This is a genomic window from Salmonirosea aquatica, from assembly GCF_009296315.1.
Classification (GTDB): domain Bacteria; phylum Bacteroidota; class Bacteroidia; order Cytophagales; family Spirosomataceae; genus Salmonirosea; species Salmonirosea aquatica.
The window spans coordinates 128,755-153,067 of record NZ_WHLY01000001.1; the positions used below are offsets into that span (position 1 = coordinate 128,755).

Genomic DNA, 24,313 nt, shown 5'->3' on the forward strand with positions numbered 1-24,313 from the left:
AGGTAGTATAAACAGGATACTACCATTTGGCCTGACGCATGAGGTCTGGTTTGACTACCCGGATGTCGCCGGACCCAACGACTTCCACCAGCCCGTCCTGTTTGAATTCACTCAAGGTCCGGATCAGCGATTCAGTTGCAGTTCCTACCATAGCCGCCAGATCGGCGCGGCTGAGCTGAATGAGATGGTCGGGTTCCTGTTCATGCAGCCTGAGCAGCGTATCGGCCACACGACGGCGAAGCGAACCATACGCCATACCGGACAACTGAACCTCCTGCTCGGCTACCCGGCTCGCGATAAGCCGCAGGAACTGCTGATTGACTTCCGGATTGGCAAGTAACAACTTTCGGAAGTCGTCCGCGGGAATGTATATCAGCTCCGATTCCTCCAGGGTGATGGCAGAGTCGAAGTAATTTTTGTCCTCTAGAAGAGGAGAATAGCCAAAAAAATCCCCGGCATGATAAAGACCTGTGATAAACTCCTTGCCGTTGGGGTCTGTGCGGAAGGTCTTAACCCGGCCCGCCCGAAGGAAGCATAGCCTGATGGGAGTGTCACCCTCGAAATACAGGTACTGTTTCTTCGGCACTGCATGTATTTTCCGGTCAGCAGTGAGGCTTTCCAGGTCTCCTGTTAGTATGTAGGCATCAGACAAAGCCTTCCCTGCGTCGTTGCCGTGATGTTCGTGATCGGGTTTCAAATGCTCAAAACGGCTGAACCGGCTTTCCACGGCACTCAGGAGTTCCGATTCATCGAAGGGCTTGGTGAGGTAGTCGTCAGCGCCAAGCTCCATCCCTTTTCGAAAATCGACCCGTTCGGTTTTGGCCGTCAGGAAGATGAAGGGTATGCCGGCCAATTCAGGGTTTTTATTAAATATGTGTAGTACTCCGTAACCATCCAGTTCGGGCATCATGATATCACAGATGACCAGATCCGGTCTATCTTCCAGGGCCAGTTGAACCCCGGCTTTTCCGTTCGCGGCGGTCCTCACCAAGTAGCCCGTCATCTCAAGAATTTCAGCGGTATTCTCCCGGATAATTTCGTTATCCTCTATTAAAAGGATGGTTTTCATAGTGCTGGCAGTAAAATGGTGACTATGGTTCCCTTGTTCAGTTCACTTTCTATGGATATGGTTCCCCCCATCAATTCCACGTACCGCCCTACAATATGCAATCCTAATCCGGTTCCCTCGATATTCGTCACAGTTGGGGCACGGTAGAACCGTTCAAAAAGGTGCGCCTGGTCTTCTCTGGAAATACCCACACCCTGGTCTTCGACTATAACCCTTAAGTGGCCTTCATTGCTGGTAAAGCGCACGGAGACTACCGTTCCCGCCTGGGAGTACTTTATGGCGTTCGAAATCAGATTGACCAGAATTTTGCGAAGGAGAGAAGGATCGAGGAAAACCTGGTCTGGTCCTTTTTGTTGGGTTTCGATGGTCTGTCCCGGCTTGAGCATGCTCCGCATATCGGCCACAGTTTCGGAAAGTAGTTTCGACTGTACAGTTTCCTTAGGATGGGCGGCTATTTTTCCTTCCTCCAGCTTGCCTACCGACAGAAACTCTTCCAATATATCGTTGAGATTCGTCACCGAAGTACGGATACGGTCAATGTGCTTCTTGCGCTTATCCTGTTGTTCACCAGCGGGATATTTCTCGATGAGTGCCGCGGAGGTCAGCACCGCGGTCAGCGGAGTGCGGAATTCATGGGATGCCATTGATACAAAGCGGGACTTAAGCTCACTGAGCTTTCGCTCAGCGTCTAATGCGCGCCCAAGTTCTTCCTTCGACCGCTCCAGTTGCTCCAGCGTGTCCATCAGGTCATGGGTGCGCTCCAGAACCTTCCGCTCCAGGCTGGCGTTCAGGCGCTCGATTTTTTCCTTTTGGTCAAGCAGCTCTCGTTCGACTTCTTTTTTCGCCGTGATATCAACTACAAACGCCACGATGTGAATTTTTTCCTCAAGCCAAAAATAGCTGAGGCTTACTTCCACAGGAAATATCGAATTGTCTTTCCGCTTTGCGTGCAGTTCCCGGTTATGCCCCATGGCTCTCACCGCGGGCTCGTTGTTGAACGACTCCCTGAGTTTCTGGTGGTAGCGGCCTACACCTGCCGGAACCAGGTCTTCAATCATCCGCCCAAGCATTGTTTCGGGTGGGTAGCCAAACTGCCGCTCCGCCATTTGGTTAGCAGAGATAATCAGCCCCTGCGCATTGCAGACGACGATGCCGATGGTAGCATTGAAAAAAATGGCCTCATAGCGCCGGGCAGTCTGAGCCAGCTCAAGTTCGGTTTGTCGAAGCCGGCCTTCGTCGGCCACCCGCACCAAGGCATAGGCCTCACCCTGGGCGGAAAAGGCGGTAAGCACCATTCGCCCCCAGAAAGTTTCTCCCTGCTGTCGGCCGATCAGCGCAGTTTCCTGATGGCTTCCTGTTTGCAAAAGACCCGCTATCAAACTACCTCGATGCTCATCGGGGAGGGGCGGGGTTCGGATGGAGCGGGACCGGACAGGGTCAGCCAGCAGTTCCGCCTCCGATACAAACCCCAGCATGCGTACCCCTGCGCGGTTGACACGCTTGAAACGTTCTTCCGTTAGATCGTAAATACCGATAAACTCGTCCGTCTTATCGAAAAGAAGATCGGCAAATGCTGGGGTGTATTGTTCCGACAACATGATGGCTGCTTAAAGGGGATGCGATGAGTGTGACATTAAATTCCTCAGTACGCTCCCCAAATCTAAGCAAAAACATTTAACCTAAGGTCGCCACGAGCAGAAGGAAAATCGTTTCATTGAAGGAAACTTGCGCCCTGTTACGACAGGTTACCAGCACACTTTCGCTGAGTAACGATGCCTAACGCATACCTTCACCGGAGAGAACAAATTAACAACCGAAAGACAACATGCGCTTGTACCAAAATAAAAATGGTTGCCAGTGAAATATAACTGTTTTTTCAGCGATTAAGGTGATAAGTCTGGTATTGTTTGGGGGTAAGGCCGGTGATTTTTTTAAACTGACCGTTAAAATGGGTGAAATTATTGAAGCCCGTCTCAAAACAGATTTGTGATATGCTCAGTCGGTTATCTAACAATAACCGGCACGCATTGTCTATTTTTATGTCATTCAAAAACTGGGTGTAGGTTTTTGTGGTATGCGATTTGAAATAGCGGCAAAAGGCCGTGCTTGACATATTAGCGACTTCAGCTACCTGATCGAGGGTTGGGTTCTCTGTATAATGGTCAATGATAAACTGGTATACTTTGTTGATTCGCTCACAGTCGTCCTCACTTACGTGACGCGTAAAATCACTGGCCAACAGAAGGTCGTACTCCCGGGTTTCAGCCATTGACCGCAGAATGGCAAGTAAATCGATGATGCGGCCGATGCTGTCTTTCTGCGATTCCAGGCCTTCGATCCGCTCTTGCAGTTCCTCTTTGGCACGGCCCCGAAACTTAATGCCACGCCTGGATAACGCCAACAGCCTTTTCAGGGGGGCAATGGCCGATAACTTCCAAAAACTTTCCCCCAGGAAATTCTCCTTGAAATACACGACCATCGCCCGCGACACCAAGCTGGTGTCTTTCTGGTAATACTCCTTATCGCTGCGGTACAGGTGCGGAATATTGCTGCCGTGTAGCACCAGATCGCCCGCCTGGAAACGCTCCATACTATTACCCACGAAACGAATACCCGAACCTTCCTGCACCAGCATAATCTCCAGTTCCGGATGGAAATGCCAGGTTGGAAAAAAATACGGATCCCGCACTTTCATTATCTGGAGGGCTTCACTTTGCTGCGTATTGACAATTTTCAGAATTGGTTTCATGGTACACATTCTGCATCGGGATCACTTGCCTACCCCCTTTTTGATGAGTAATTCGTCAAACTTTCTGGCAACCTCCAATGGATCCACGCCTTCGGCAAACTCATTGACCAACGCATGCCGTTTATCGTCCGGCTCCATACGCCAAACGGTGGTTCCATTTTCAAAAATATGGTTGGTTCCCTGCTCCTGAATTTTGAAATAGGGTTCGGGGCCCCGCACGGCTACGTACACGGCGATCATGTCGGCGCTATGGTGGTAGTTGCGATTCCAGCCTACCAGAAATGTTTCGTAGGCCCGACGCATAGGCGTTTTCTCCTGGGCGGATTCGAAATAGATTTTACCTGTTGGAATGGCGTTGGCAAAAACACCTCCACCCGTAAAAATGATTTTTGTGGGCCATTGACTGACCACCTGCCGGGTCGAGGCGGGGTCAGGCTTGAAATTGCCATTGGGCCACGCGTCAAGTTCTACGGGGTAGCGTCCGCCCATAGCCACCAGGTGCTTTACTTTTTTGGCCACGAGGGCTTCTCCACTTAGTGAACTGATTGTATCCGGCGCACTACTGAGCAGACGCGCTACGTTGGTCAAGTCCCCTATGGTAACAATTACTACGCTATGATCGGGTTGCCGTGCCAGTATCTGACGATACAGCCCCGTTGCCTCCGGAGCTTTCTCCCCTGATCCTACTTGCTGGGGAAATGTCTCGGCAAGCATCCGGGCGTACCTCGATGGATGGTATACACCAAATCGTTTGACGTTGCCGATAGGTATACCAGGCCTGCCAAAATAGGTGTTGAGCACGTCGACGGCAGGAGCCGACCAGGGATTCAGGCTCGAGACCATCACGGCCAGGATGTCAGCTTCGCCCGCGGAGGCCAGGCTATGTAGCATGGATAAAGCGCCGACGTCGTCCACGTCGGAGTCCATGTCCGTATCGAGAATGATTTTCACAGGTTGCTGCCCGAAACTCAGCAAAGGGACAAGGCAGAGCAAAACCATTACAGCATTTTTCATATTCTTACGGGTCAGTAACCCTCATTTTGGGAATAGACCGACGTCGTCAAGTCAATCTGATTTTGAGGTATAGGTAACAACACATGGTGTTCTTTCAAATTGGTTAGCACGGCCGGATCGCCGTATTTACGAACGCGTTCGAGTAGTTTACCCGTCCGTACCAGATCAGCCCGGCGATTCACCTCCCCGGCGAGCTCACGGGAGCGTTCATCCAGAATCAGATCAAGGGTAAGTGCGGATGAGCTGATCAGAAAATCAACTCCGGGTTTTGCGGCCCGTCGCCTGATTTCATTGAAATACACTGCGGCCTCATCGGGTTTTCCAGCCATGAGCAATGCCTCGGCCGCGATAAGGTAGGTCTCCCCCAGGCGGAATACCAGAAAATCTTTATTGCCCCGGGTTTCGTTGGGCGACAAGCGCGAAGGATCCTGAAACTTTTTCAGGGCCCAGTGGAACTCCGGCTTTCCCCGCCAGCTTTCATCAATCGGATCGCCCAGTTTTTTTCCTGCCGGCAACGAAGCCGGATTGTTGTAAAAGTAATCTTCGAACCTCCGCCAGACATGCCACCGCTGATCCTTATCCTTTTCGAACAAATTCATTAAATGGGTGGTGGGAGAAAAGCGGGTGAACGGCCGACCCCATTCCAGGGTACGTTGCATGCCTTGCACATCACTGTACGAATTGGTAAACCAGGTATGCGATTGATTCCCCGCTCCGGAATTCAGTAAATCATTTTCATATTGAATCGACCAGATGATTTCAGAGTTGATCTGATTGTCCACCTCAAAAATACTCACATAATCGTCCTGCAACTCGTAGACCCCTGATTCAATTACCTTTTTGGCATAATCCGCTGCGGCTGTCCAATTTTTCAATACCAGGTGTATTTTCGCCAGCTGATGACGGGCTGCCCCTTTTGTTACCCGTCCAAAATCATTCGTGGTAGAGGGCAGATTGGCCTCCGCAAAAGTCAGGTCCTCGAGAATTTGCCCGTACACATCTTCGCGGGTATTCCGCTCATAATCTGTTTGCAGACCAATGGTCGGTTCGGTGAGCAGACTGATTTCTCCAAAATACTGGACAAGATAAAAGTAGGCATGTGCCCGAATGAAGCGTACTTCCGCCAGGAGCTGATTTTTTGCCTCCTGATTCATGGAAACGTTTTCTTCACTTGCCAACACGACATTGGCCGTATTGATGGTCTTATATAAAGACTGCCATACAAAAGCTGTTTCGCCCATGCTGGAATTGAACGTGGCATCATATTTCACAATATGCGCCCCGGCTACATTTTTACCCGTCAGGAACTCATCGGTTCCCATAAGCGCTAAAAAAAGGGGACCTTGATTCTCGCCATACACAGAGCGCAGGCTGGCGTATACGGCATTAACTCCCTGAGTCAGTCCGGCTTCACTGGTATAAAAACTGGCGGGATTGAGAACCGAGACCGGGTTTTCCTTCAAAAAAGACCCCGTACAGGAGAATGTCGTAGCAACCAGGATAACCGGAACCAGGTATTTTTTCAGGTATGTTTTCATCTTTTAATCTGTCAGGTTATTTTACAAGGTAATGTTCACTCCCAGCAAAGCCAGTTTGGTCGACGGGTAGGAGTTTACCGACGAGCCTGCTTCGGTATCCCACCCTTTGAAGCTGGTGAAATTAAGCGGATTGTTGAGCGTAGCGTACACCCGAAGTGACTGCATGCCCAGTCTGCTGATAAGCGTCTTGCCGAAATCATGCGAAAGCGTTACCGTCCTGAGCCGTACGTAAGAGCCGTCCACGTAGCCTAAGGCGTTTAGATCGGGGTTATTGTTTCCAATGGGCAGTGGTTTGGGATAGCGGGCTCCGGTGTTCTCGGGCGTCCAGTAGTCGATGAACTGGGGAATGTTAAAGCGGGAATTGAGCTCTCCCAGATTGCCGGCGTAAATGGCACTGTTAATCAGGAAGTTTTGACGGGTATAGACAAAGAATGAGAAGTTCCATCCCTTATAGCTGAACGTATTGGTCATGCCACCCGTCCATTTCGGAAACGGAGACCCCAGAATAGTGCGATCGTCGGCATTGATGCGGCCATCAGCGTTGAGGTCCTCCACCCTGATTTGTCCCACGGTACGGCCATAGCTTTTGGCTTCTTCGGCCTGCTCCTGCTGCCAGATACCCTGGTAGCGTGTATCAAAGTACACTTGAATGGGCTGTCCGATGAACCAGCGGTTGCCAATGTCGTTTTTATTATCGCCCAATAGCCGGACGATTTCGTTCCGGTTTGCCGAAAAATTGAGATCACTAACCCACTTAAAGCCCGAAGTCAAATCCAGGTTTACCGTTTGCAGAGTCAGTTCAATGCCTTGGTTCCGGGTAGCGCCTATGTTGGAAATAATGGTAGAGTAGCCCGAGGTCGGGGGCAGCGATTGGCTCAGGAGTAGGTCGTCAGTACTGGTACGGTAATATTCCAGTGCCCCCGAAAGCCGGTTGTTCACCAAGCCAAAATCCAGCCCCGCGTTGAATTGCCGGGTTGTCTCCCATTTCAGGTCAGGGCTTGGCAGACTGCCCGGCCCGAATCCCTGGGCGGGATTAGAACCAAAAAGGTACGAGGAGCGCGTAAGTGCCCCGATCGTCTGGTAGGGCGAAATGGCCGTGTTGCCTACGGTACCGTAGCTTACACGCATTTTCAAATCCGACAGCCAGGAAGCAGAAGGCATCCAACTTTCCTCAATGAGACGCCAGGCAAAGGCCGCCGAGGGGAAGAAACCGAATTTGTTCCGATCGCCAAAGCGGGAGGATCCATCCAGGCGTGCGGCAAGTGTGAACAGGTATTTGTCCCGGAATCCATAGTTTGCCCGAGCCATGTAAGAAAGTAGCCTCCAGTCCTCAAAGCCCGTGTCGAATCCTTTTATGGTTCCACTGGACAACTTCTGCCATTCTACCTGGTCGGTGGGGAACCCCTGTGCGCTAACGCGGGTATAGGTGTATTTGCGGTTTTGAATACTGTGTACCAGCGTCACATCCAGCTTATGTGTTTCAGCAATAGCTTTGGTATAACGCAGGATGTTCTCAAGTGTGTAGGAGTACGAATCGGCCCGGTTGCTCTGCCCTTCGTCCAGAGCGCCTTTTTTGGCGTTTGTTTCCGATCCGATGTACACACCGTTGTTCTCAAACGATAAATCGGGGCCAAAGTTAAAGCGATATGTAAAACCTTTGCCCAGCGTAAGTTCGGCGTACAAACTCGCGAATATGCGGTTTTCCCAGGTTTTGTTGATGTTGTTGGCAATATCCGTCAGGGGATTGACCACCAGTTGCTCACTCTGGGTAGGGTACAGCAGCAGGTTCCCCTGCTCATCGCGCACATCCCCCAAAGGACTGATCTGCGAGGCGGCTATGAGCGCATTGCCCACGTCCACGCGATTGGTGAGGTTCCGGGTCAGCAACGATGACACCCCCATCCTGATCCGCTTGTTGATTTCGTGGTCAAGGTTGATCCGGAGCGACCCCCTGGAAAAGTCAGAGGGAGCAATGATCCCCTTCTGCTGAAGGTAGTTGAAGGAAACCAGGAACCTGGTTTTTTCACTCCCCCCGGATAGGCTGATCTGGTGATTCTGCTGCGGGGCATTCATTGACAGCAACAGATCCTGCCAGTTCACCGACCGACCATTCTCAAAGTTGGCAATTTCCTCAGGTGCCAGAATCGTATTCAAATCAGTACGGTTCTGGGCGGTTTTTCTGAAATTCACGAAATCATCCGCGTTAAGTACGTTCACCTGGTTGAGGATGTTCTGCACCCCGTAGTAGGAGTCTATGCTGACGGTGGTTTTGCCGGCGCTGCCTCGCTTGGTTGTAATTAGAACCACCCCGTTGGCTGCCCTGGAACCATAAATAGCGGCCGAAGAGGCATCTTTTAATACTTCTATCGACTGAATGTCATTGGGGCTTATTTGATTCAATCCCCCATCAAACGGAATGCCGTCCACCACGTAGAGAGGATCATTTCCCGCCTGAATCGATCGTTGTCCGCGCACCCGCACGGTCATGCCCGACCCCGGCGCGTTGCCCGCCGCTACCACGTCAACTCCGGCCGCCTGGCCCTGTAATACCTGTTCGGTAGAAACTACCGGAACAGCTTTCACCTTGTCAGCCGAAATTTTTGATATTGCTCCTGTCACGTCACTCTTACGCTGGGTACCGTACCCCACCACAACTACCTCTAACAATGCCTTTATATCCGGCTGCAGGCTTATTTGCAGGCGGGTGCTGCTGCCAACGACTTTCTCCTGGGAAACATACCCGAGAAAGCTGAACACAAGTACACTTGCCTCGTTAGTGACCGCAAGGCTGAATTCCCCTTCGGCATTTGTGATGGTTCCGTTTGTTGTGCCGCGCTCCTTTACGCTCACGCCCGGAATCCCGGTGCTGTCTTCCCCAAGCACCTGGCCCGAAACCTCTACTGCGGACGAATAAAAATTGCTTATGGCAGACCTTGGTGACGCCAACGCTCGAAAGCCCAGAAGGAGGATGCATGCCGCAAGTAGCAGACCTCCAAATAGTGCTCTGTTTGCTGATACCGGGTAGTTTTTCATACCAATGCATTTGTTTAGAGTAGTTAGGATTAGTGATCCGCCACCTAAAACTAAGCTTAAAAATACTTGTACTTAAACTAAATATTTTTGACTTTAACCTAGATGACAAGTGCAAAGGTACTTTTTGAAGAATTGGGCGAAGTGAAGTGAATTAGCCAATAATTAAAGTATTCTAGCAAAAAGATAGCTTGATTTCATGATACTATGTTAATATAAACCCAAAAAAAGCGATTGACTACAGTTTGATTGAAATGCGCTATGGGTTGGTCGTTAAATCAGGATGTAGCCAAAAGCTTTACCCAAAAGAAAATGCGCCAAGAGTATGGACATGACAAAGGGATAGGCATTCCGTGACTATATCCAGAAATTGCCGGCAGCTTTAGGGTTCATGGCTTCCCATTCCCTCCCATTCCTTTGCTGAAAAGTTTATGTCTTCGGCCGACTGAATCAGGCCCAGTGAGATGTCGTGGCGGCCTCCCTCGTATGGGGTTGTCAGCCAGGTATGCAGCATGTCTTGCGCCTCATACAGTCCGATACAACGGCCGCCGAAGCATAATATATTGGAGTTATTGTGGGCGGCGGTCATTCTTGCCTGATAGGATGTGGTACACAAAGCAGCCCTGATGCCCTTGAATTTATTCGCAAAAATACTCATGCCAATACCCGTGGTACAAAGTAGAACTCCGCGAGCACTCGGTACGGATCGTACGGCTTTTACCACCTTTTCGGCGTAGTACGGATATCTTACAATGTCTTCTGAATGGCATCCGAAATCCTGAACCTCGTAATCCTGCCCAATGAGGTAGTCGATCAGCAGGGCTTTCAGGGTGTAGCCTCCGTGATCGCAGCCCAGGTAGATTTTTGGTTTTTCCATAGGTGAAATCAATTTTTAAACATGTCGTAAGAATTAGCGGTATCCCAAGGGTTTGGCCATGGGGCTGTCTACCCATCTTTCGCTGGATTTTCGGTTGAAGGTGTCAATCAACGGCAGGAGGTACTCAGCGGTTTGTCGGGCTGCCTGATCGGGATCTGGTAGGGGCAGTATTTCGGCCGATACCCAACCGTCGTATTCTGCTTCCAGCAGCGCCTCGAAGATAGCCGGGAAATCCAGGTGTCCCTGACCTGGTGCCAGGCGATTGGAGTCTGCCAGATGGATGTACCTGACATGGTCAATATGTCGGGCAAGTTCAGGACCGATTGCACGGTCCTCAATGTTCATGTGAAAAACATCGGGCATGAGCATCATATTGAACCGATTCACTTTTTGCATTAGCCCAACACCTTCTTCCACATTGTTCACAAAATCAATCTCGTAGCGGTTGACGGGTTCCAGAATCAGCGTCACCTGCCGGGGGGCCGCATAGTCACACAGTTCCTGGGCCATTTCAATGAACAGGTTCTCTGCTTCGGCCCGTGGGGCTTCCCCGATTTGCCCGCGTACCCGGCCAATATTGACCAGCCCTCCGAAATTTTCCGCCAAGTCAATCAATTCCTTGAAAACTTTCCGTACCTGTTGCCTTTTTTCGATCCTTGGGTCGGTAAACATCAGTCCGTCGTCGGCGTATACCTGCCCCGTGGAGATGCATGAAATTTCCATCTGGTGCTCCTCCAGGAGGGTTTGCATGCGTAGGGGATCAATTTCTTCGGCCCGCTTCAGTGCCAGCTCCACGCCTTTAAAGCCCAGGGTTGCAGCCTTGGGTATGCACAGTTCGAAACCGCGGTACACGACAAAGGCAGAAGGCCGCGCGTGGGTGTCGGCAATGGCAATTGATAATTTCATCGCATTCAGGATTAAATAGTAGCAAGATCATTTCGAACAAATTTGTCTTTCTTAAGCAGCAAAAGCACCAGGATAAAGCCCAAAGGATGCAGCATACCCGCAATTATAAAAGCGGGTCCATAACCAGACTCACCGATGACGTGCCCGATCAGTACACTGAACAACATGGCCCCGTAGGTCACGAGGCAGCCCATCAGTCCTGTGACAGTGCCCACTGCTTGTGAGGGGAAAAGGTCGGTTACCAAGGTTTGGGCGATGGTAGAATACAGCTGGTGACCCAGCATGGCCATACTGAAAAACACAATGGCCCAAGGTAATGACACGCTTGTGATCAGCAGCGAAGCAGGCAATAGAGCCGCGGCCAACCCCAGCGGGATTTTGCGGGAAACGGCCAGCGAAACGTTTCTTTGTAGCAGAAAACTGCTTAGCCAGCCACCCAGTAAACTACCTATTCCCGCAAAAGCATAGGGAATCCAGGCATAAAGCCCGATGCTCACAATGTCCAAGCCCCGTACGTCATTAAGATATTTGGGTAGCCAAAAAATGAAAAAGTACCAGGCCGAATCGGGAAAAATCTTAACTAGTATGACCGTCCAGACATCCCGATTATTGAAGTAGCTAAGCCAGGAGGGTTGGGGTTTTCCTACCCCCGCGGAACTTTGACCGTTATTGATGTAGTCCTTTTCAGCCGAAGAGGAATACCGACTATTTGAGGGCAGACTGTACATTCTGTACCAAAGCACCACCCAACCCAAACCCAGCAAGCCCGATAGGATAAAGGTCCAGCGCCAGTTCGCCAGCGAAATTATCGCGGCAAGCAGGGGAGGGGCCATTACAGCCCCCAGACTCGAACCCGCATTGAAAATCCCAAAAGCAATTGAGCGTTCCCGCTGCGGAAACCATTCAGAAACCACCTTCGCCGAGGCCGGAAAACCGCCCCCCTCCCCCAGGCCCAGCAGAAAGCGAGCCAGCCCAAGTCCGGTGACACTGGAAACCAGCCCATGGATGATATTGGCGGCTGACCACCACAGAATCATCACCGCGTAGCCCATTTTGGAACCCAGCAAATCAATGGTTCTTCCGCCTACGGCGTACATGGTACCATAGGCGAAAAGAAACAAACTGTTGATCAGTCCGTATTCAAAATCACTGATTTCAATGGTTTTCCGGATTTCTCCGATTGCAATTGGCAGATTTTGCCTGTCAAGATAATTAATCGCCGTGGCTGTTGCAATCAGCGCGCAAACCCACCAGCGATAATTGTTCAGCGGCTTCAAATTAATCTTTTGGTTTTACCGTATTAAAGGGTTTTCCGAAAGTAGTAACCAAACCGCCATCCACATAAATCAATTGTCCGTTGACAAAATCCGACGCGGCAGAAGCCAGAAAGATTGTTGTCCCCACGAGATCGGCAGGCGCACCCCAGCGACCGGCGGGCGTACGACTGAGGATGTAGTCGTTCAAAGGATTATCGGGCGTACGGTAATCGGCGTTGATAGGGGTAGCTATATACCCCGGGGCAAGCCCGTTGACTTGAATATTATACCCTGCCCACTCGGTTGCCAGATTTCGCGTCAGCATTTTCAGTCCGCCTTTTGCAGCCGAGTAAGCCACCACCGTATCACGTCCCAGCTCACTCATGAGGGAGCAAATATTGATGATCTTTCCGCCGCGCCGGCCGATCATCTGCCGCCCAACGGCCTGAGCCACCATGAAAGGAGCAGTCAGATTTGTTAGGATTACTGCATCCCAATCCGAAAGTGTCAGGTTTTCAGCCGGATTACGTCTAATGATCCCCGCATTATTAATCAAAATGTCCAATGGCCCGTGTGTGGCTTCAATACTTGCTACGGCATCCAAGACTTCGGCCTCATTCGTGACGTCAAATGCATATCCATGTGCGTCTACTCCCTCGCTGAGTAATTTCTGAACGGCTGCATGAAGGGTGTCCGGCCGACGGGCACTCAGAATTACCCGCGCTCCGGCAAGCCCCAGCCCCCGGCTCAGCGCTAGTCCAATCCCTTGACTCGCTCCGGTAATGAGAGCCGTTTTACCGGCCAGGTCAAACAACTGTAAAGACATGTTTTCATAAGAAAAATACAATACACTGTCAGGAGCAAAGGTAATTCACATACGACCACCTGGGTTTGGCACATTTATCCAAAACTTAAAGTATTTTAGCAATTTTTTACACTAGTTAATGTGGATACGGTACTTCGGTTATAAAGTTTATAGTTTAAATAGCTGCCAGGCTTTGAAAAAATGCTGGGTTTATCCTAAGGCAAAAGCAATGGGTCAAGGACCTGAATGCCCTTTGCATTCATTGCTGAGGGGCATTTTCTATCAGGTGGTAATGCTTCACTTTCAGCACTTCTTCTATGAATTTGCGTAGTACCTTGTTAGTTGCTCGCCCAGCCGGATTGTGACTATTTCCAGGCCAATCCCGGATTTTCTAGTATGCTTCATATTCATACAAAAGGGTTTCAGTAAGCTGGGCAGGTCCTTCGATAGTGAAACTGGCAAGGGTTTCACGGCTGGCTGGCAGTCCCGAACTTTCATAGGTATAGTTGAAAGTTGTTTTTGAGCGCCCATCCACACTGGACGACACCACATTGTTTTCGCTTAAATGAAGTACATTGTCAATTCCTCCGTAATAGGTATAGTGCCCGAAGTTACCCGTTGTAGGCGAGGCAATTCTCACTGGTGCCGGAATCAGCACATTACCGTAGAAAGGATTGGGGTGGCTGTCAAAAACAAAATCAGCAGTTTCGGTCCACGTACCGGGAACCACCCGTTTTATCGTGGTAGTGGCAACCACCCTACTCAGATTATTTTCATTAAATGAATAGGTATTGAGTTTTACGTAGGAAAGGGCACTAAAGAAATTGAAAGACCTTTTGGTGGACAAAAGCTTTCCATTGCCATCGTATGCCAGCAGAAAGTCATAGAAAGTATGGTCAGCGCTGGTATACTTGATGGCAGCCAGTTTTCCCGCCGGATCATAACTATACAGGTAATGTTCTTTTTCTCCTCCACTCCGGATACGCAACATCTCGGATAGACGGTCCAGGTTATCGTACTGATAGGTGCTCGTTTCAGTCTGGTTAGCAGCGCTGTCGGGTGTCTGGTAGGTAAAAATTTCATTCAATTTTCCCTGACTGTCGTATGTAAGCAGGCTGACATGCCTTACCCCGGGTTCTTCGGGCAGAATCCTGACCAGACTTTTCACACGCATCTTCTTTGGTTCGGGTGACTGATGATCGATGCAGGCAATAACCCCAAGACACAAACCTATCCATAGGGGCCATTTGAATAAATAAGTCGTTTTCATGGATTTAATTGATTTGGTTATTTTTTTAGCTGACAGTCTGAGTCATATTCGTGCAAGTACCTGGCGGCGTGGCATCGTTCCGTATTGCCGAAACCGTTCATGCCAGCTCAGGGCCTCCTTCGGTACTTGTGGCGTATGCCCTCCACTTTTGCAGGCATCTGTGAAGTATTTCTGCATAGGGTACTGATACTCCGGGTGGACACAGTTTTCAATAATCACCTTCGCTCTCTGGCGTGGGGCAAGCCCCCTGTGGTCGGCCAGGTCCTGCTCAGTGACGATGATATCCACATCATGCTCGGTATGGTCCACGTGCGAAACCATGGGCACAATCCTGGAAATGGCATTGTTTTTTCCGACAGGTTTACCCGGTGCGGTGATTGGGATGATGGCGTGGTTCGGGTAATTACCCGTGAGGAAAATATCATGTGATCCGGCGAGCGAAAGGGGAACCGCCGTATTGATCTCGATAATGATTTTGTCAGCCAGCTGGGCGAATTTAGGAATATTGCCCACAGATGTCGTAGGCATGAATCGGTCTGTCTGAAAGGGTACCCTCAGTGCCACCGGTGCTTCCCTGAGCCAGGGTACCGACGGTGCCCTGGCTCAGGGAAGCACCGGTGAGCAGTGTCATCTCAAAGGGTTCCAGTGTTGCACGACTGGCAAGTGCGCCGACGACCTTGCTAACACCCGCTCTTGTAAAACCGCTGGATGCGACAACCATTCCGTCGTGGAATAATGATGCGGCTTTGTCGGCCGAAATAACTCGGTCTTTTAAAGAATCATGAAGTATTCTGTCAGAAATTGGCATGTCGAAGAAATTAAATGAATCGTATCCGGCGAATGAAAGAGAGTTCGATGGATGTTCTGAATTTCCAACAGCATTGGCGTGATTGTCAGGACAGTTCTGGCGTAATAGACATGAGTTGAGCGTCTAAGGAAAACAGTTCATTATTTGGGACCTTCCTAAGCCAGTTGCGTGTGTAATCGTGAATACTCGATCAGCCTGACAATTAGCCATATCGGCTGTCAAAAGTAGCCATGCTATTGGGCTGATCTTATGACGACCGCTTTCGCCTTTCATGACAATTGTCACCTCCAATTTGTCGCTGGACCTGTACGCTTTTCTAATTTTAACCTATCATAGTAAATGCGAAGGATGCCGCCGTAATTTTTCACCCCGGGCCGGCGGCCGAGAGGTACTTCTGCCTATTGATTACCATGTTCAATCAGGCAATGTTCTTTTTTCCGGAAGATAAAATATTGTCAAATACAGGCTGGTAGGTGATAAATGTCACTGATCGGAATATGGGTGATATGCAAATTTGCACTGTCCTTTTATTGTAAACCTATCAGACAAAAAAAATGAAAATTGAACAGATTTATACCGGGTGCCTTGCGCAAGGGGCGTACTATATCGAAAGCAACGGAGAGGCGGTGGTGATCGACCCGCTTCGTGAAGTTACCCCCTACATAGAAAGAGCCGAAAAAGATGGCGCAAAAATTAAGTACGTGTTAGAAACTCACTTCCATGCCGATTTTGTCTCAGGACACATCGACCTGGCTAAGAAAACCGGCGCAACGATTGTGTATGGTCCTACGGCAAAACCGGGTTTTGAGGCGCTGGTGGCACACGATGGTGAAGTTCTGCGGGTAGGTGGTATTACTTTCACCGTGTTGCACACGCCGGGACACACCATGGAGAGTAGCTGTTATTTGCTTACGAACGAGGAAGGGAATGATGCGGCGATTTTCACTGGTGACACCCTTTTTATCAACGACGTAGGCCGCCCCGATCTCGCACAAAAAGTTTCCGCTGACCTGACCCAGGAGAAGCTTGCAGCCCACTTATATGACTCGCTCAGGGAGAAAATCATGCCTTTGCCTGACCACCTTGTGGTGTATCCGGCACATGGCGCTGGCAGCGCGTGCGGCAAGAATATGAGTAAGGAAACTACCGATACTTTGGGCAATCAAAAGCGATTCAACTACGCGTTACGCCCGGATATGACCAAAGAAGAATTCATGCAGGAGGTACTATCAGGCCTGACAGCTCCACCGGCCTATTTTCCCGAAAATGTCATGATGAATATCAAAGGCTACGATAGCATCGATACAGTTCTCGAACGCGGTGGCCAGGGGTTCAGTCCCGATGCCTTTGAGGCTGCCGCGAACGAAACCGGCGCGTTGGTGCTCGATACGCGCGATGCACAAAATTTTGCTGATGGCTTCATTCCTAACTCGATTAACATTGGCATTGACGGAAGTTTTGCTCCCTGGGTCGGCACAATGATTCCGGACATCAAACAGACAATACTTCTGATTGCCGATCCCGGTCGGGAAGAAGAGGTAATCACCAGACTGGCGCGAGTAGGATACGACTACACGATCGGATACCTGGCAGGCGGCTTTGAGGCCTGGCAAAGGGCAGGAAAGGAAATAGATCACATTGATTCCATTGCCGCCTCAGAAATACCTGATCAACTTAAGCAGGATCCGTCACTGAGCATACTGGACGTCCGGAAAGCCTCCGAGTTCGACTCCGAACACGTCATCAGTGCAGAAAATATCCCGCTGGATTATATAAACGAACATCTTGCGGAGATAGACAAGCACAAAAACTACCTCGTGCATTGTGCCAGCGGCTATCGCTCCATGATTTTCATTTCGGTGCTGAGAGCCCGTGGGTATCACAACCTGATTGATGTGCGCGGAGGCTTCAAAGCCATTAAAGACGAAGGCATTCTGCCAGTTAGTGACTATGTGTGTCCCACCACTATGCTGTGAGATATCATATCACTTATAAAACGATTTCTGTGTCACTGCATCCGCCAGATCATTGGGAGATTCGTGAAATAGTGAAGTATTCCCAGCGTATTTTCGTGCACGAGCGGATTTCAGTTAATTACAATAGCTTGCTTGGCTAGTGATGTGAGTCACGGAAAAAGTGTGCAGCTAAACTAATATGTGCTATTATGCTGCACACTTTTCAAATCCAAAGCCAGGCTGTTGCCTTGCCATTAATAATATTGGGGCTGTGCGATCTAATTACCAGGGGGACCGCATTATGAGATTAGGGAGTTACGAAGGTGGGGTTAAATTACGGTTTCATCGATTCCTTTTCTTCATGATGCTGATATTTATGCTCTTTTTCATCGTCTTACTGGACATTCCGACCAAAAGGAGAAGCCTCCTCCGAGTACTTTAGGTCTTAGGTTTAATGAGCATCACCGCCCTGGTACACAAGGCGCAGCATCAACAGTTGGATCTGACAGCCCCCAGCAGCCAGCTTGTGCCATCACGAGTCTTGTGTGGGCTTCGGGAGCGATCGTCCCATCGTCTGAAGTTTTCAACCATCAGGACAACTAGCCATTTCAATAACCAGTGTTGGGTCATTTTGTCATTGAAAAAGCGCGTGAGTCTCTTTTAAGGAGAATCGGTTTTAGTCTGCCAATTTCCCGCTAGCAAGCCCAGGTGGTTCTTAACTTGTTCAGGTAGGGGGCGGGTTTTATTTTATCTCAACGCGTGGCCGACCACGCGCGATCGGCTTCCGATCAGAGGTCCGAATTCGTACCGGAGCAAACGCCGAAAAAGGTTTTGATGACGTCACACTTTCTGATGCTCCCCCACACCGGGTGGTTATGCCTGTAACAGGCAATTCATCATGAAGAGACGGTTTTTGGCGACATGGATTTCTGTTCCCAAGAATAAAATACCAAAAACTCTTTTATACTTGGAAAACCTGCCTTACCTTTGTCTCAATCAATCCAATAATATGTTTTTTTCCAAAACTTGTGAGTATGCCCTGCGGGCAGTTTTCTTCATTGCCCAAAAATCGGAACATGGCCGGAAAGTGGGCATCAGGGAGATAGCCGCTGGCATCGATTCGCCCGAGCCGTTCATTGCCAAAATTCTGCAGGACCTCAGCAAGCGCGGCCTCATCCAGTCGGCAAAGGGACCGACAGGAGGCTTTTACACCGATGCCGAAACGCGTAATAACACCCTGGCGGATATTGTGAGCGCCGTGGACGGAGATCGCCTTTTCACGGGCTGCGGGCTGGGTTTGCAAGAATGTTCCGCTATCAAACCATGTCCGGTTCATGCTGAATTTGCTCAAATCCGTGATCGGTTGTCGGTAATGCTTCATTCCACTACCATCACGCACTTCAACGAAGAGTTGAACCTAGGGTTAAGCTATATCAAGGAGAGGCAGTAGTATAATTTTGAATAAATAAAAGATAAAAAGGTATTTATATACTTAAAAATTCAATCCTGAAACACCTTCTGCCACTCTGAGCGTAGTCGCAGGGCAACCGTTAACTGAATGAACATTAAATCCCCCATTGTCGTCGTCTGTACCTTCCTCTGGATTGGTTTTGTCGTGGCTATCAGTTTTCTCGAAGCACCGCTCAAATTCCAAGCTCCCGACATTACGCTTGCCCTGGGGCTGGGCATCGGGAGACTGGTCTTTGCCGCTCTCAATAAGGTGGAGTGGGTTTTTGCCCTGATGATTACCTTCTCTCTATTCTGTAGAGGCAATTTTACCTTGAAATCAAACCTCACGTTCATCCTGCCGCTACTGATTCTTTTGATCCAGACGCTCTGGCTGCTGCCCGCCCTCGATACCCGTGCGGAACTGCACATACGGGGCGCGGTGGTACCCGATTCATTTCTGCATTTTTATTACGTCGCAGCCGAAGTGGCCAAGGTTACCTGTCTGCTTGTTTTCGGCGTCGGACTATTCCATAAACCCATTCCTGAATTTGAATTATCAACCCCACATGCAAAACAAACCGTTTGAATCATGACAACTTTGAAAGAAAGAACCATAGGATCCATCGTAGCTAAAAACTGGCGCACTGCATCCGTTTTCCACCAACACAACATCGACTTCTGCTGCAAAGGCAACATTCCGCTGACCGAAGCCTGCGCGGCGGCCCGGTTGGACGCCGACCAAATTACGGACGAAATCAACGCAATTCTGGAAGCTGACGCCGCGCCCGAACTCGATTATGCCGCCTGGCCCCTCGACCGACTGGCCGAATACATCGAAACCCGGCACCACGGCTACGTGACAGCCCAAATGCCCGAACTGTCGGCCTACCTCGATAAACTCTGCGTCGTCCACGGCGGACGCCACCCCGAGTTACTGGAAATCCGGGAACTGTTCGCTCAGTCGGTGGGCGAACTGACCACCCACATGAAGAAAGAGGAGTTGATGCTGTTTCCTTTTGTAAAAAAAATGGCAAAAGCGCAACGCGAAAACCAGGAAGTGGCTACCCCCATCTACGGCACGGTACAGAATCCGATTGCGATGATGATGCACGAGCACATCGACGAAGGAGACCGTTTTGCTAAAATCGCCGAACTGAGCGACCGCTACACCGTTCCCGCAGACGGATGCACGACTTATCGCGTGGCGTACAACCTTTTGCAGGAGTTCGAGGAGGATTTGCACAAACATATCCACCTGGAAAACAATATCCTTTTTCCCGGAGCCATCGCGCTGGAAAAAGAATTGACTGCTTCGCAGGTAGTTTGAACGGATTGCCAACCCCGGTCCTTACTTTCAACATAAAACAGGCAAAACGCTGTCAGGGAGACAAACCTGACAGCGTTTTTTTAACTACGGTACTCTACTTCAAGCAGGAAAATTACTTTGTTACAAATCCTTGCGCCAGAAATGCCGAACGGCTGCCAACAGCGGCAGGGCTGCCCATAGCGTCATTACCGACAAACCCAGGAACGTCCCCCGCGCCCTCCATGAGTACACCCACGGTGTTTTTTCTAAAATATTGTTTATGATCGAGCCTCCGCTGATGTCTTTCAGCAGCAGACCGGAAGCAGCACTGCCCCAGTTTTCTTCAAAAATATTGTTGTGCATCCTGACATATTTGAAATACATCACCGCCACCCCGGCCCCGTTGCGGCGGAAGGTGTTGTCCAGGTAATCGTCGGCGTGCGAGAACATGAAGTGCAGGCCGTCGCACTGCCAGGCGTGGATGCCGTTGCCGGAGCCGGCCCCGGTGCGCCACGCCGCCCAGCGTGTTGTCGAGCACTTGCACGTGGTTGGAATTGGAAAGGTAGAGGGCAAAAAAGGCGTTCTGAAAATGATTCCCGCGTATAATATTGTGCGAAACCTCCTTGACCTTAATCCCCGACCATTCCTCCAGGCTCGTAATGCCCACGTTTTGGAACGTCAGCCCCTGCACCAGCAATTGATTCGAGACAATTCGCAGAATCTCGCCCCTCGATTGCCCGTCTATCACGCTATTCGGCTCACCAATGAGCGTCAGGGGCTTGTCCAACACGAGGTCGTACTCATTTCTTTAAACTTACCTTGTAAATTCAACTACATGTGCACTCACAGTTATGGTTCTTCTGACAAAGAAAGGGGCAAAACCGCTGACGTGTTCTTCTGTCATCACGTTGACTATGGCTTTGGAACCATTCAGCAAGTTGGCTTTCTTCATCATCGTTGAGTACGCATTTTCGTACAATTGCCTTTTGTTCATACCTCCAATTGCCAATACGTAAGTCACCTCGGAGCTTCCGCTTACCTGATCGACTACTTTGAAATTGTTCCCACTTAAGTGTACCTCAGTGGCATTTTGATTGTGGTTGGTAACAAGAGCGGCACTGATGCCACATGAAGTAAGAAGTGCCGCGAGAAATAACAACACGGTATAAATGCCGATCGTTTTCATTGTAATAATTCTTTATTATTATAAATGTATAGAAACTTAAATTTCAACAATTGACCCAGTTCACCGGTAAAGTGCTCTTTCCACTTATTGACTTGTACTTTAAAAATTTCCGGCATATTGGTGCTCACGGGATAGAAAGCGGCCGCGATGAGAGGTTCTATAAAAAACCTATTCTTGAACATGGGAAGCTGTTGTCAGCGGTTTTATTGTGTTGAAAGGTACCCGGTTAATTTTTAAGAGCGTGTTGGGAAATTAAATTTGGTCAAACCTATAATTTGCCGAATGATAATCGCAGTGATTGTCAAGCGGATCGTCTGTACTTTTGGTAAATCAAGGTGCCTATTCAGTATTTCAATGGTATTAAAATACTGAAAGTAAGTCAATTATAAATCTCCAACAAGCCCTAAGGGTTTCCTTTATCTCATCGAATCCGCTGGGCTTCACGAAAAAACCCTGGACGGAAGTGCTGTGGGCGTCAACGACGGCCTGCCGGTTGCTCGCGGTGGCGAAGTAGACGTAGGGAACGCACCTCAGGCTGAGCTCGGCGCCGGCCTAGACTTTCCTCCTTACACTTGTCTATAACTTGTAACCGTTTTTGGAACAATTGCTTATTTCTATTTCTTTTTCAGGGCTGATACCTTGGCGCGTAATTCGTCTATCTGGGCTACTTTCTTCTCCAATTCTACCACGTACAGCGTCAGTTCTTCGACTTTCTCCAACAGCTTCGCGTTGAACGCCGTGGTTTCCATCCCTTCTGATACCATCGCCGCCGCTGAAGGTACCCCCGGCAGGTGTTTGTGTTTTTTGACGAAATCCGCCACCTCGCCCAAAGGCCGCAGCGCGTAGCCCGGCTCGAAAACCTTGTCCGACCAATCGGCCACGCTCGCTACCTGCACGCGCGGCTGGTTCAGGATAATTTTGCCTTGCGCATCGACCGTCAAGTACTGCCCGGCGTTGGGCCGGTAGGTACTCAGGATTCCAGGGATTTGCACGGAAGATTCATTCCCCCCAAGCACCACCGTTTTCTCCGCACCCGCGGGAATCTCTGCACCCAGGCCAAGGGCCAGACTCTCGTGTTCGTTGAAGTGCAGGAAGGGTTGGTTTTTCAGGCGCAGCGAGTTGTCGAAGGCTACGAAGTTCATGTTGCCCCGTAGGGTCAGCCGCTGGTTGGGGTAGGCTGTGCCGATACCGACTTTGACATTGGCCGTGTCGCCCAGCACCAGGCCGTCATCCACACCTACAAGGGCTTTATTTCCCAGGGCGGTTGCCCGTTGGAGGTTCGCTTTATCAGCACCGGTAGCATCGGTTTCGTTACCAAAAAAAGAATTACCACTTCCAGTAATGATATTGAACCCGGCCCTAGGTCCTGTAAACGAGTTGTTTCTACCCATAGTATTGCTGTAGCCAGCCTGATAGCCAGTAAACGAATTTCCCCAGCCCATCGTATTGTTGTATCCGGCCTGAGTACCGATAAACAAGTTCTGGCCTCCGTGAGTATTGCTGTGCCCGGCCCCAGAGCCTATAAACGAGTTGCTGCTACCCGCAATATTGTCGGCTCCGGCCCCAGAACCTATAAACGTGTTATTGCCCCCATAGTTATTGCTATACCCGGCCCGAGTACCTATAAATAAGTTGTCGCTACCCGCAATATTGCTGTATCCGGCAAAAAAACCTATAAACGAGTTATCGCTTCCGTAGGAGTTACTGTACCCGGCCCTATAACCTATAAAGGAGTTTTGGCCACCCGCACTATTGCTGTATCCGGCCTGAGTACCGATAAACAAGTTGCTTCCCCCGCTGGTGTTTTGGAATCCGGCCCCAGTACCGATAAACGAGTTGCCGCTGCCCGTAGTGGTGTTGCGCCCGGCCTCATAGCCCACAAACGTGTTCTGGCTGCCTACCGTGTTGTTATACCCGGCGTTAGAACCGACAAACGAGTTGCTGAATCCTGTGGTGTTGCTGAGCCCGGCCTGAGAGCCTATAAACGAATTGTTGTTTCCACTGTTGTTACTGTACCCGGCCTGAGAACCTATAAACGAGTTGTCGTTACCCGCATTATTGCTGTACCCGGCCTGATAGCCTGTAAACGAGTTGTTGCTACCACCCGTATTTTGGAATCCCGCCTGATAGCCTGTAAACGAGTTCCGTCCCCCGCTGATGTTTTGGAATCCGGCCCCAGTACCGATAAACGAGTTGCCGCTACCCGTAGTGGTATAGTACCCGGCCTCAGAGCCTATAAACGAGTTGCCGCTGCCCTCCGTATTACTGTACCCGGCCCTGTAACCCGAAAACGAGTTGTTGCTGCCCGTGGTAGTGCTGTACCCGGCCCTGGAACCTACAAATGAGTTGCTGTTTCCGGTGGTGTTGCTGTATCCGGCCTGATAGCCTAAAAATGAGTTCTGGCTGCCGGTCGTGGAAGCCACGCCTGCTTGCTGGCCGACGAATACATTGAGGTTGGCATGGTCAGCCGCCGGGTAAGTGTTGTTCGTCCCCACCACAACGTTGCTAGCCCCCGTGCCACCGCCGGGTAGGGCGCCCGAGGTAGTCAGGACGGTGTTCTGGGCAGCAGCAGGGGTCAGCCAATACACTAGTAGAAAAACGGACAGCGTGACGGAGATCCTGGGAAATTTCAGCATGATCGTTTGTGTTTTAGTGAATCCATAATTGGATTTAAATGGCGGCAGAAGCGGACTTGTTACTGGCCTTATCGCCGTTTTATTGAATGCATGACTGGATTCAAATTTGCAATTGCGGAATCCACCGAGTAGGCTGCCAACGGAGTTGTTCCATTACATTTATTTGAATTTCCATCATCGTTTTCATAGTTGAAAATGTTTAAGGTTCTATAGGGGCTCATTCCAATGGCCTAGTTACAAAGGTATTTAGCGGGGTTTACTTTCAGAATGATGTTGCTCAGCCCAACCTGTGATTATTGCCTGTATAATCCCATTCAATCATCCTAGGATCACCATTGGCGCTTTGAGCGTATATTCAAGGGACTGTTGGTGGTAGACCAAAAGCGGCACAGGGGTATCCACCATTAATTTTTTGTCATTGAAGGGTTGTGAAGCTTTTCAAAAAAGCCTCTTTGCCTG

General features: G+C 49.9%; 21 protein-coding genes. 4 read left to right on the forward strand and 17 right to left on the reverse strand.

Translation table 11 applies throughout. The annotated features are described in order from the left end of the window. Nucleotides 1-19 precede the first annotated feature (19 nt). From GBK04_RS00550 to GBK04_RS00610, 13 genes are all read right to left on the reverse strand, one after another. Nucleotides 20-1,069, reverse strand: coding sequence for a response regulator (locus tag GBK04_RS00550; protein ID WP_152755927.1), 1,050 nt, complete (start codon nt 1,067-1,069; stop codon nt 20-22). After that, entirely contained in the window at nt 1,066-2,667 is a 1,602-nt protein-coding gene (locus tag GBK04_RS00555) for a sensor histidine kinase (RefSeq protein ID WP_373330569.1), read from the reverse strand. Before GBK04_RS00555 ends, GBK04_RS00550 begins: the two co-directional genes overlap by 4 nt. 278 nt (nt 2,668-2,945) lie before the next feature. Then, nucleotides 2,946-3,818 (reverse strand): AraC family transcriptional regulator, encoded by an 873-nt coding sequence (locus tag GBK04_RS00560; RefSeq protein ID WP_152755929.1) that lies wholly within the window; start codon nt 3,816-3,818, stop codon nt 2,946-2,948. Between the two features lie 21 nt (nt 3,819-3,839). Beyond that, nucleotides 3,840-4,832, reverse strand: coding sequence for a nucleoside hydrolase (locus GBK04_RS00565; RefSeq protein WP_152755931.1), 993 nt, complete (start codon nt 4,830-4,832; stop codon nt 3,840-3,842). 11 nt (nt 4,833-4,843) lie between these two features. Further along, a complete protein-coding gene (locus tag GBK04_RS00570; protein WP_152755934.1) occupies nt 4,844-6,370 on the reverse strand; it encodes a RagB/SusD family nutrient uptake outer membrane protein in 1,527 nt (508 codons plus the stop codon). A 21-nt stretch (nt 6,371-6,391) separates the two neighbouring features. Beyond that, the gene (locus tag GBK04_RS00575) at nt 6,392-9,316 is read right to left on the reverse strand and encodes a SusC/RagA family TonB-linked outer membrane protein (protein WP_373330570.1); all 2,925 of its coding nucleotides are present in this window, start codon (nt 9,314-9,316) and stop codon (nt 6,392-6,394) included. A 466-nt stretch (nt 9,317-9,782) separates the two neighbouring features. Beyond that, a complete protein-coding gene (gene rpiB, locus GBK04_RS00580; protein WP_152755938.1) occupies nt 9,783-10,277 on the reverse strand; it encodes a ribose 5-phosphate isomerase B in 495 nt (164 codons plus the stop codon). 33 nt (nt 10,278-10,310) lie between these two features. Beyond that, nucleotides 10,311-11,183, reverse strand: coding sequence for a TIM barrel protein (locus GBK04_RS00585; RefSeq protein ID WP_152755940.1), 873 nt, complete (start codon nt 11,181-11,183; stop codon nt 10,311-10,313). Nucleotides 11,184-11,194: 11 nt separating this feature from the next. Next, nucleotides 11,195-12,460 carry an MFS transporter gene (locus GBK04_RS00590; protein ID WP_152755942.1) on the reverse strand — a complete coding sequence of 422 codons (1,266 nt, stop codon included), beginning with the start codon at nt 12,458-12,460 and terminating at the stop codon, nt 11,195-11,197. 1 nt (nt 12,461) lies between these two features. After that, the gene (locus GBK04_RS00595; protein WP_152755944.1) at nt 12,462-13,265 is read right to left on the reverse strand and encodes an SDR family NAD(P)-dependent oxidoreductase; all 804 of its coding nucleotides are present in this window, start codon (nt 13,263-13,265) and stop codon (nt 12,462-12,464) included. A 370-nt stretch (nt 13,266-13,635) separates the two neighbouring features. Further along, a complete protein-coding gene (locus GBK04_RS00600; protein ID WP_152755946.1) occupies nt 13,636-14,514 on the reverse strand; it encodes a hypothetical protein in 879 nt (292 codons plus the stop codon). A 42-nt stretch (nt 14,515-14,556) separates the two neighbouring features. Beyond that, entirely contained in the window at nt 14,557-15,042 is a 486-nt protein-coding gene (locus tag GBK04_RS00605; protein WP_152755948.1) for an acetyl-CoA hydrolase/transferase C-terminal domain-containing protein, read from the reverse strand. Beyond that, complete coding sequence (locus GBK04_RS00610; RefSeq protein ID WP_152755950.1) at nt 15,011-15,235, reverse strand: hypothetical protein; 225 nt, start codon at nt 15,233-15,235, stop codon at nt 15,011-15,013. The genes GBK04_RS00605 and GBK04_RS00610 overlap by 32 nt, the downstream gene beginning before the upstream one ends. Nucleotides 15,236-15,876: 641 nt before the next feature. Between GBK04_RS00610 and GBK04_RS00615 the strand changes: the two genes are divergently transcribed. The 4 genes from GBK04_RS00615 (at nt 15,877) to ric (ending at nt 20,053) form a co-directional block, all read left to right on the forward strand. Next, the gene (locus tag GBK04_RS00615) at nt 15,877-17,298 is read left to right on the forward strand and encodes an MBL fold metallo-hydrolase (RefSeq protein WP_152755952.1); all 1,422 of its coding nucleotides are present in this window, start codon (nt 15,877-15,879) and stop codon (nt 17,296-17,298) included. Nucleotides 17,299-18,286: 988 nt separating this feature from the next. Next, on the forward strand, nt 18,287-18,727 hold the full coding sequence (locus GBK04_RS00620; protein WP_152755954.1) for an RrF2 family transcriptional regulator: 441 nt from the start codon (nt 18,287-18,289) through the stop codon (nt 18,725-18,727). Nucleotides 18,728-18,835: 108 nt separating this feature from the next. Then, the gene (locus GBK04_RS00625) at nt 18,836-19,312 is read left to right on the forward strand and encodes a hypothetical protein (RefSeq protein ID WP_152755956.1); all 477 of its coding nucleotides are present in this window, start codon (nt 18,836-18,838) and stop codon (nt 19,310-19,312) included. A 3-nt stretch (nt 19,313-19,315) separates the two neighbouring features. Continuing rightward, complete coding sequence (gene ric, locus GBK04_RS00630) at nt 19,316-20,053, forward strand: iron-sulfur cluster repair di-iron protein (RefSeq protein WP_373330571.1); 738 nt, start codon at nt 19,316-19,318, stop codon at nt 20,051-20,053. A 120-nt stretch (nt 20,054-20,173) separates the two neighbouring features. Here ric and GBK04_RS00635 read toward each other — a convergent pair whose 3' ends face one another. The 4 genes from GBK04_RS00635 to GBK04_RS00650 all read right to left on the reverse strand — a co-directional run bounded on the left by GBK04_RS00635 (nt 20,174) and on the right by GBK04_RS00650 (nt 23,854). Continuing rightward, nucleotides 20,174-20,482 (reverse strand): NosD domain-containing protein, encoded by a 309-nt coding sequence (locus GBK04_RS00635; protein WP_152755959.1) that lies wholly within the window; start codon nt 20,480-20,482, stop codon nt 20,174-20,176. Beyond that, nucleotides 20,376-20,819, reverse strand: a complete 444-nt coding sequence (locus GBK04_RS00640) for a right-handed parallel beta-helix repeat-containing protein (protein WP_152755961.1) — start codon at nt 20,817-20,819, stop codon at nt 20,376-20,378. The genes GBK04_RS00635 and GBK04_RS00640 overlap by 107 nt, the downstream gene beginning before the upstream one ends. A gap of 27 nt (nt 20,820-20,846) precedes the next feature. Then, nucleotides 20,847-21,218 carry a DUF6567 family protein gene (locus GBK04_RS00645; protein ID WP_152755963.1) on the reverse strand — a complete coding sequence of 124 codons (372 nt, stop codon included), beginning with the start codon at nt 21,216-21,218 and terminating at the stop codon, nt 20,847-20,849. A gap of 614 nt (nt 21,219-21,832) precedes the next feature. Continuing rightward, nucleotides 21,833-23,854 (reverse strand): autotransporter outer membrane beta-barrel domain-containing protein, encoded by a 2,022-nt coding sequence (locus GBK04_RS00650; protein ID WP_152755965.1) that lies wholly within the window; start codon nt 23,852-23,854, stop codon nt 21,833-21,835. Nucleotides 23,855-24,313: the final 459 nt, after the last annotated feature.

What these genes read in the sequence shown, in the direction of transcription:
- rpiB (WP_152755938.1), bottom strand. Translation starts at nt 10,277, where the DNA reads ATGGAAAAACCAAAAATCTACCTGGGCTGCGATCACGGAGGCTACACC.
- GBK04_RS00625 (WP_152755956.1), top strand. Translation starts at nt 18,836, where the DNA reads ATGAACATTAAATCCCCCATTGTCGTCGTCTGTACCTTCCTCTGGATT.
- GBK04_RS00605 (WP_152755948.1), bottom strand. Translation starts at nt 15,042, where the DNA reads ATGCCTACGACATCTGTGGGCAATATTCCTAAATTCGCCCAGCTGGCT.
- GBK04_RS00615 (WP_152755952.1), top strand. Translation starts at nt 15,877, where the DNA reads ATGAAAATTGAACAGATTTATACCGGGTGCCTTGCGCAAGGGGCGTAC.
- GBK04_RS00645 (WP_152755963.1), bottom strand. Translation starts at nt 21,218, where the DNA reads ATGAAAACGATCGGCATTTATACCGTGTTGTTATTTCTCGCGGCACTT.
- GBK04_RS00560 (WP_152755929.1), bottom strand. Translation starts at nt 3,818, where the DNA reads ATGAAACCAATTCTGAAAATTGTCAATACGCAGCAAAGTGAAGCCCTC.
- GBK04_RS00550 (WP_152755927.1), bottom strand. Translation starts at nt 1,069, where the DNA reads ATGAAAACCATCCTTTTAATAGAGGATAACGAAATTATCCGGGAGAAT.
- ric (WP_373330571.1), top strand. Translation starts at nt 19,316, where the DNA reads ATGACAACTTTGAAAGAAAGAACCATAGGATCCATCGTAGCTAAAAAC.
- GBK04_RS00620 (WP_152755954.1), top strand. Translation starts at nt 18,287, where the DNA reads ATGTTTTTTTCCAAAACTTGTGAGTATGCCCTGCGGGCAGTTTTCTTC.
- GBK04_RS00610 (WP_152755950.1), bottom strand. Translation starts at nt 15,235, where the DNA reads ATGGTTGTCGCATCCAGCGGTTTTACAAGAGCGGGTGTTAGCAAGGTC.
- GBK04_RS00600 (WP_152755946.1), bottom strand. Translation starts at nt 14,514, where the DNA reads ATGAAAACGACTTATTTATTCAAATGGCCCCTATGGATAGGTTTGTGT.
- GBK04_RS00595 (WP_152755944.1), bottom strand. Translation starts at nt 13,265, where the DNA reads ATGTCTTTACAGTTGTTTGACCTGGCCGGTAAAACGGCTCTCATTACC.
- GBK04_RS00635 (WP_152755959.1), bottom strand. Translation starts at nt 20,482, where the DNA reads ATGTTCTCGCACGCCGACGATTACCTGGACAACACCTTCCGCCGCAAC.
- GBK04_RS00555 (WP_373330569.1), bottom strand. Translation starts at nt 2,667, where the DNA reads ATGTTGTCGGAACAATACACCCCAGCATTTGCCGATCTTCTTTTCGAT.
- GBK04_RS00650 (WP_152755965.1), bottom strand. Translation starts at nt 23,854, where the DNA reads ATGCTGAAATTTCCCAGGATCTCCGTCACGCTGTCCGTTTTTCTACTA.
- GBK04_RS00570 (WP_152755934.1), bottom strand. Translation starts at nt 6,370, where the DNA reads ATGAAAACATACCTGAAAAAATACCTGGTTCCGGTTATCCTGGTTGCT.
- GBK04_RS00565 (WP_152755931.1), bottom strand. Translation starts at nt 4,832, where the DNA reads ATGAAAAATGCTGTAATGGTTTTGCTCTGCCTTGTCCCTTTGCTGAGT.
- GBK04_RS00585 (WP_152755940.1), bottom strand. Translation starts at nt 11,183, where the DNA reads ATGAAATTATCAATTGCCATTGCCGACACCCACGCGCGGCCTTCTGCC.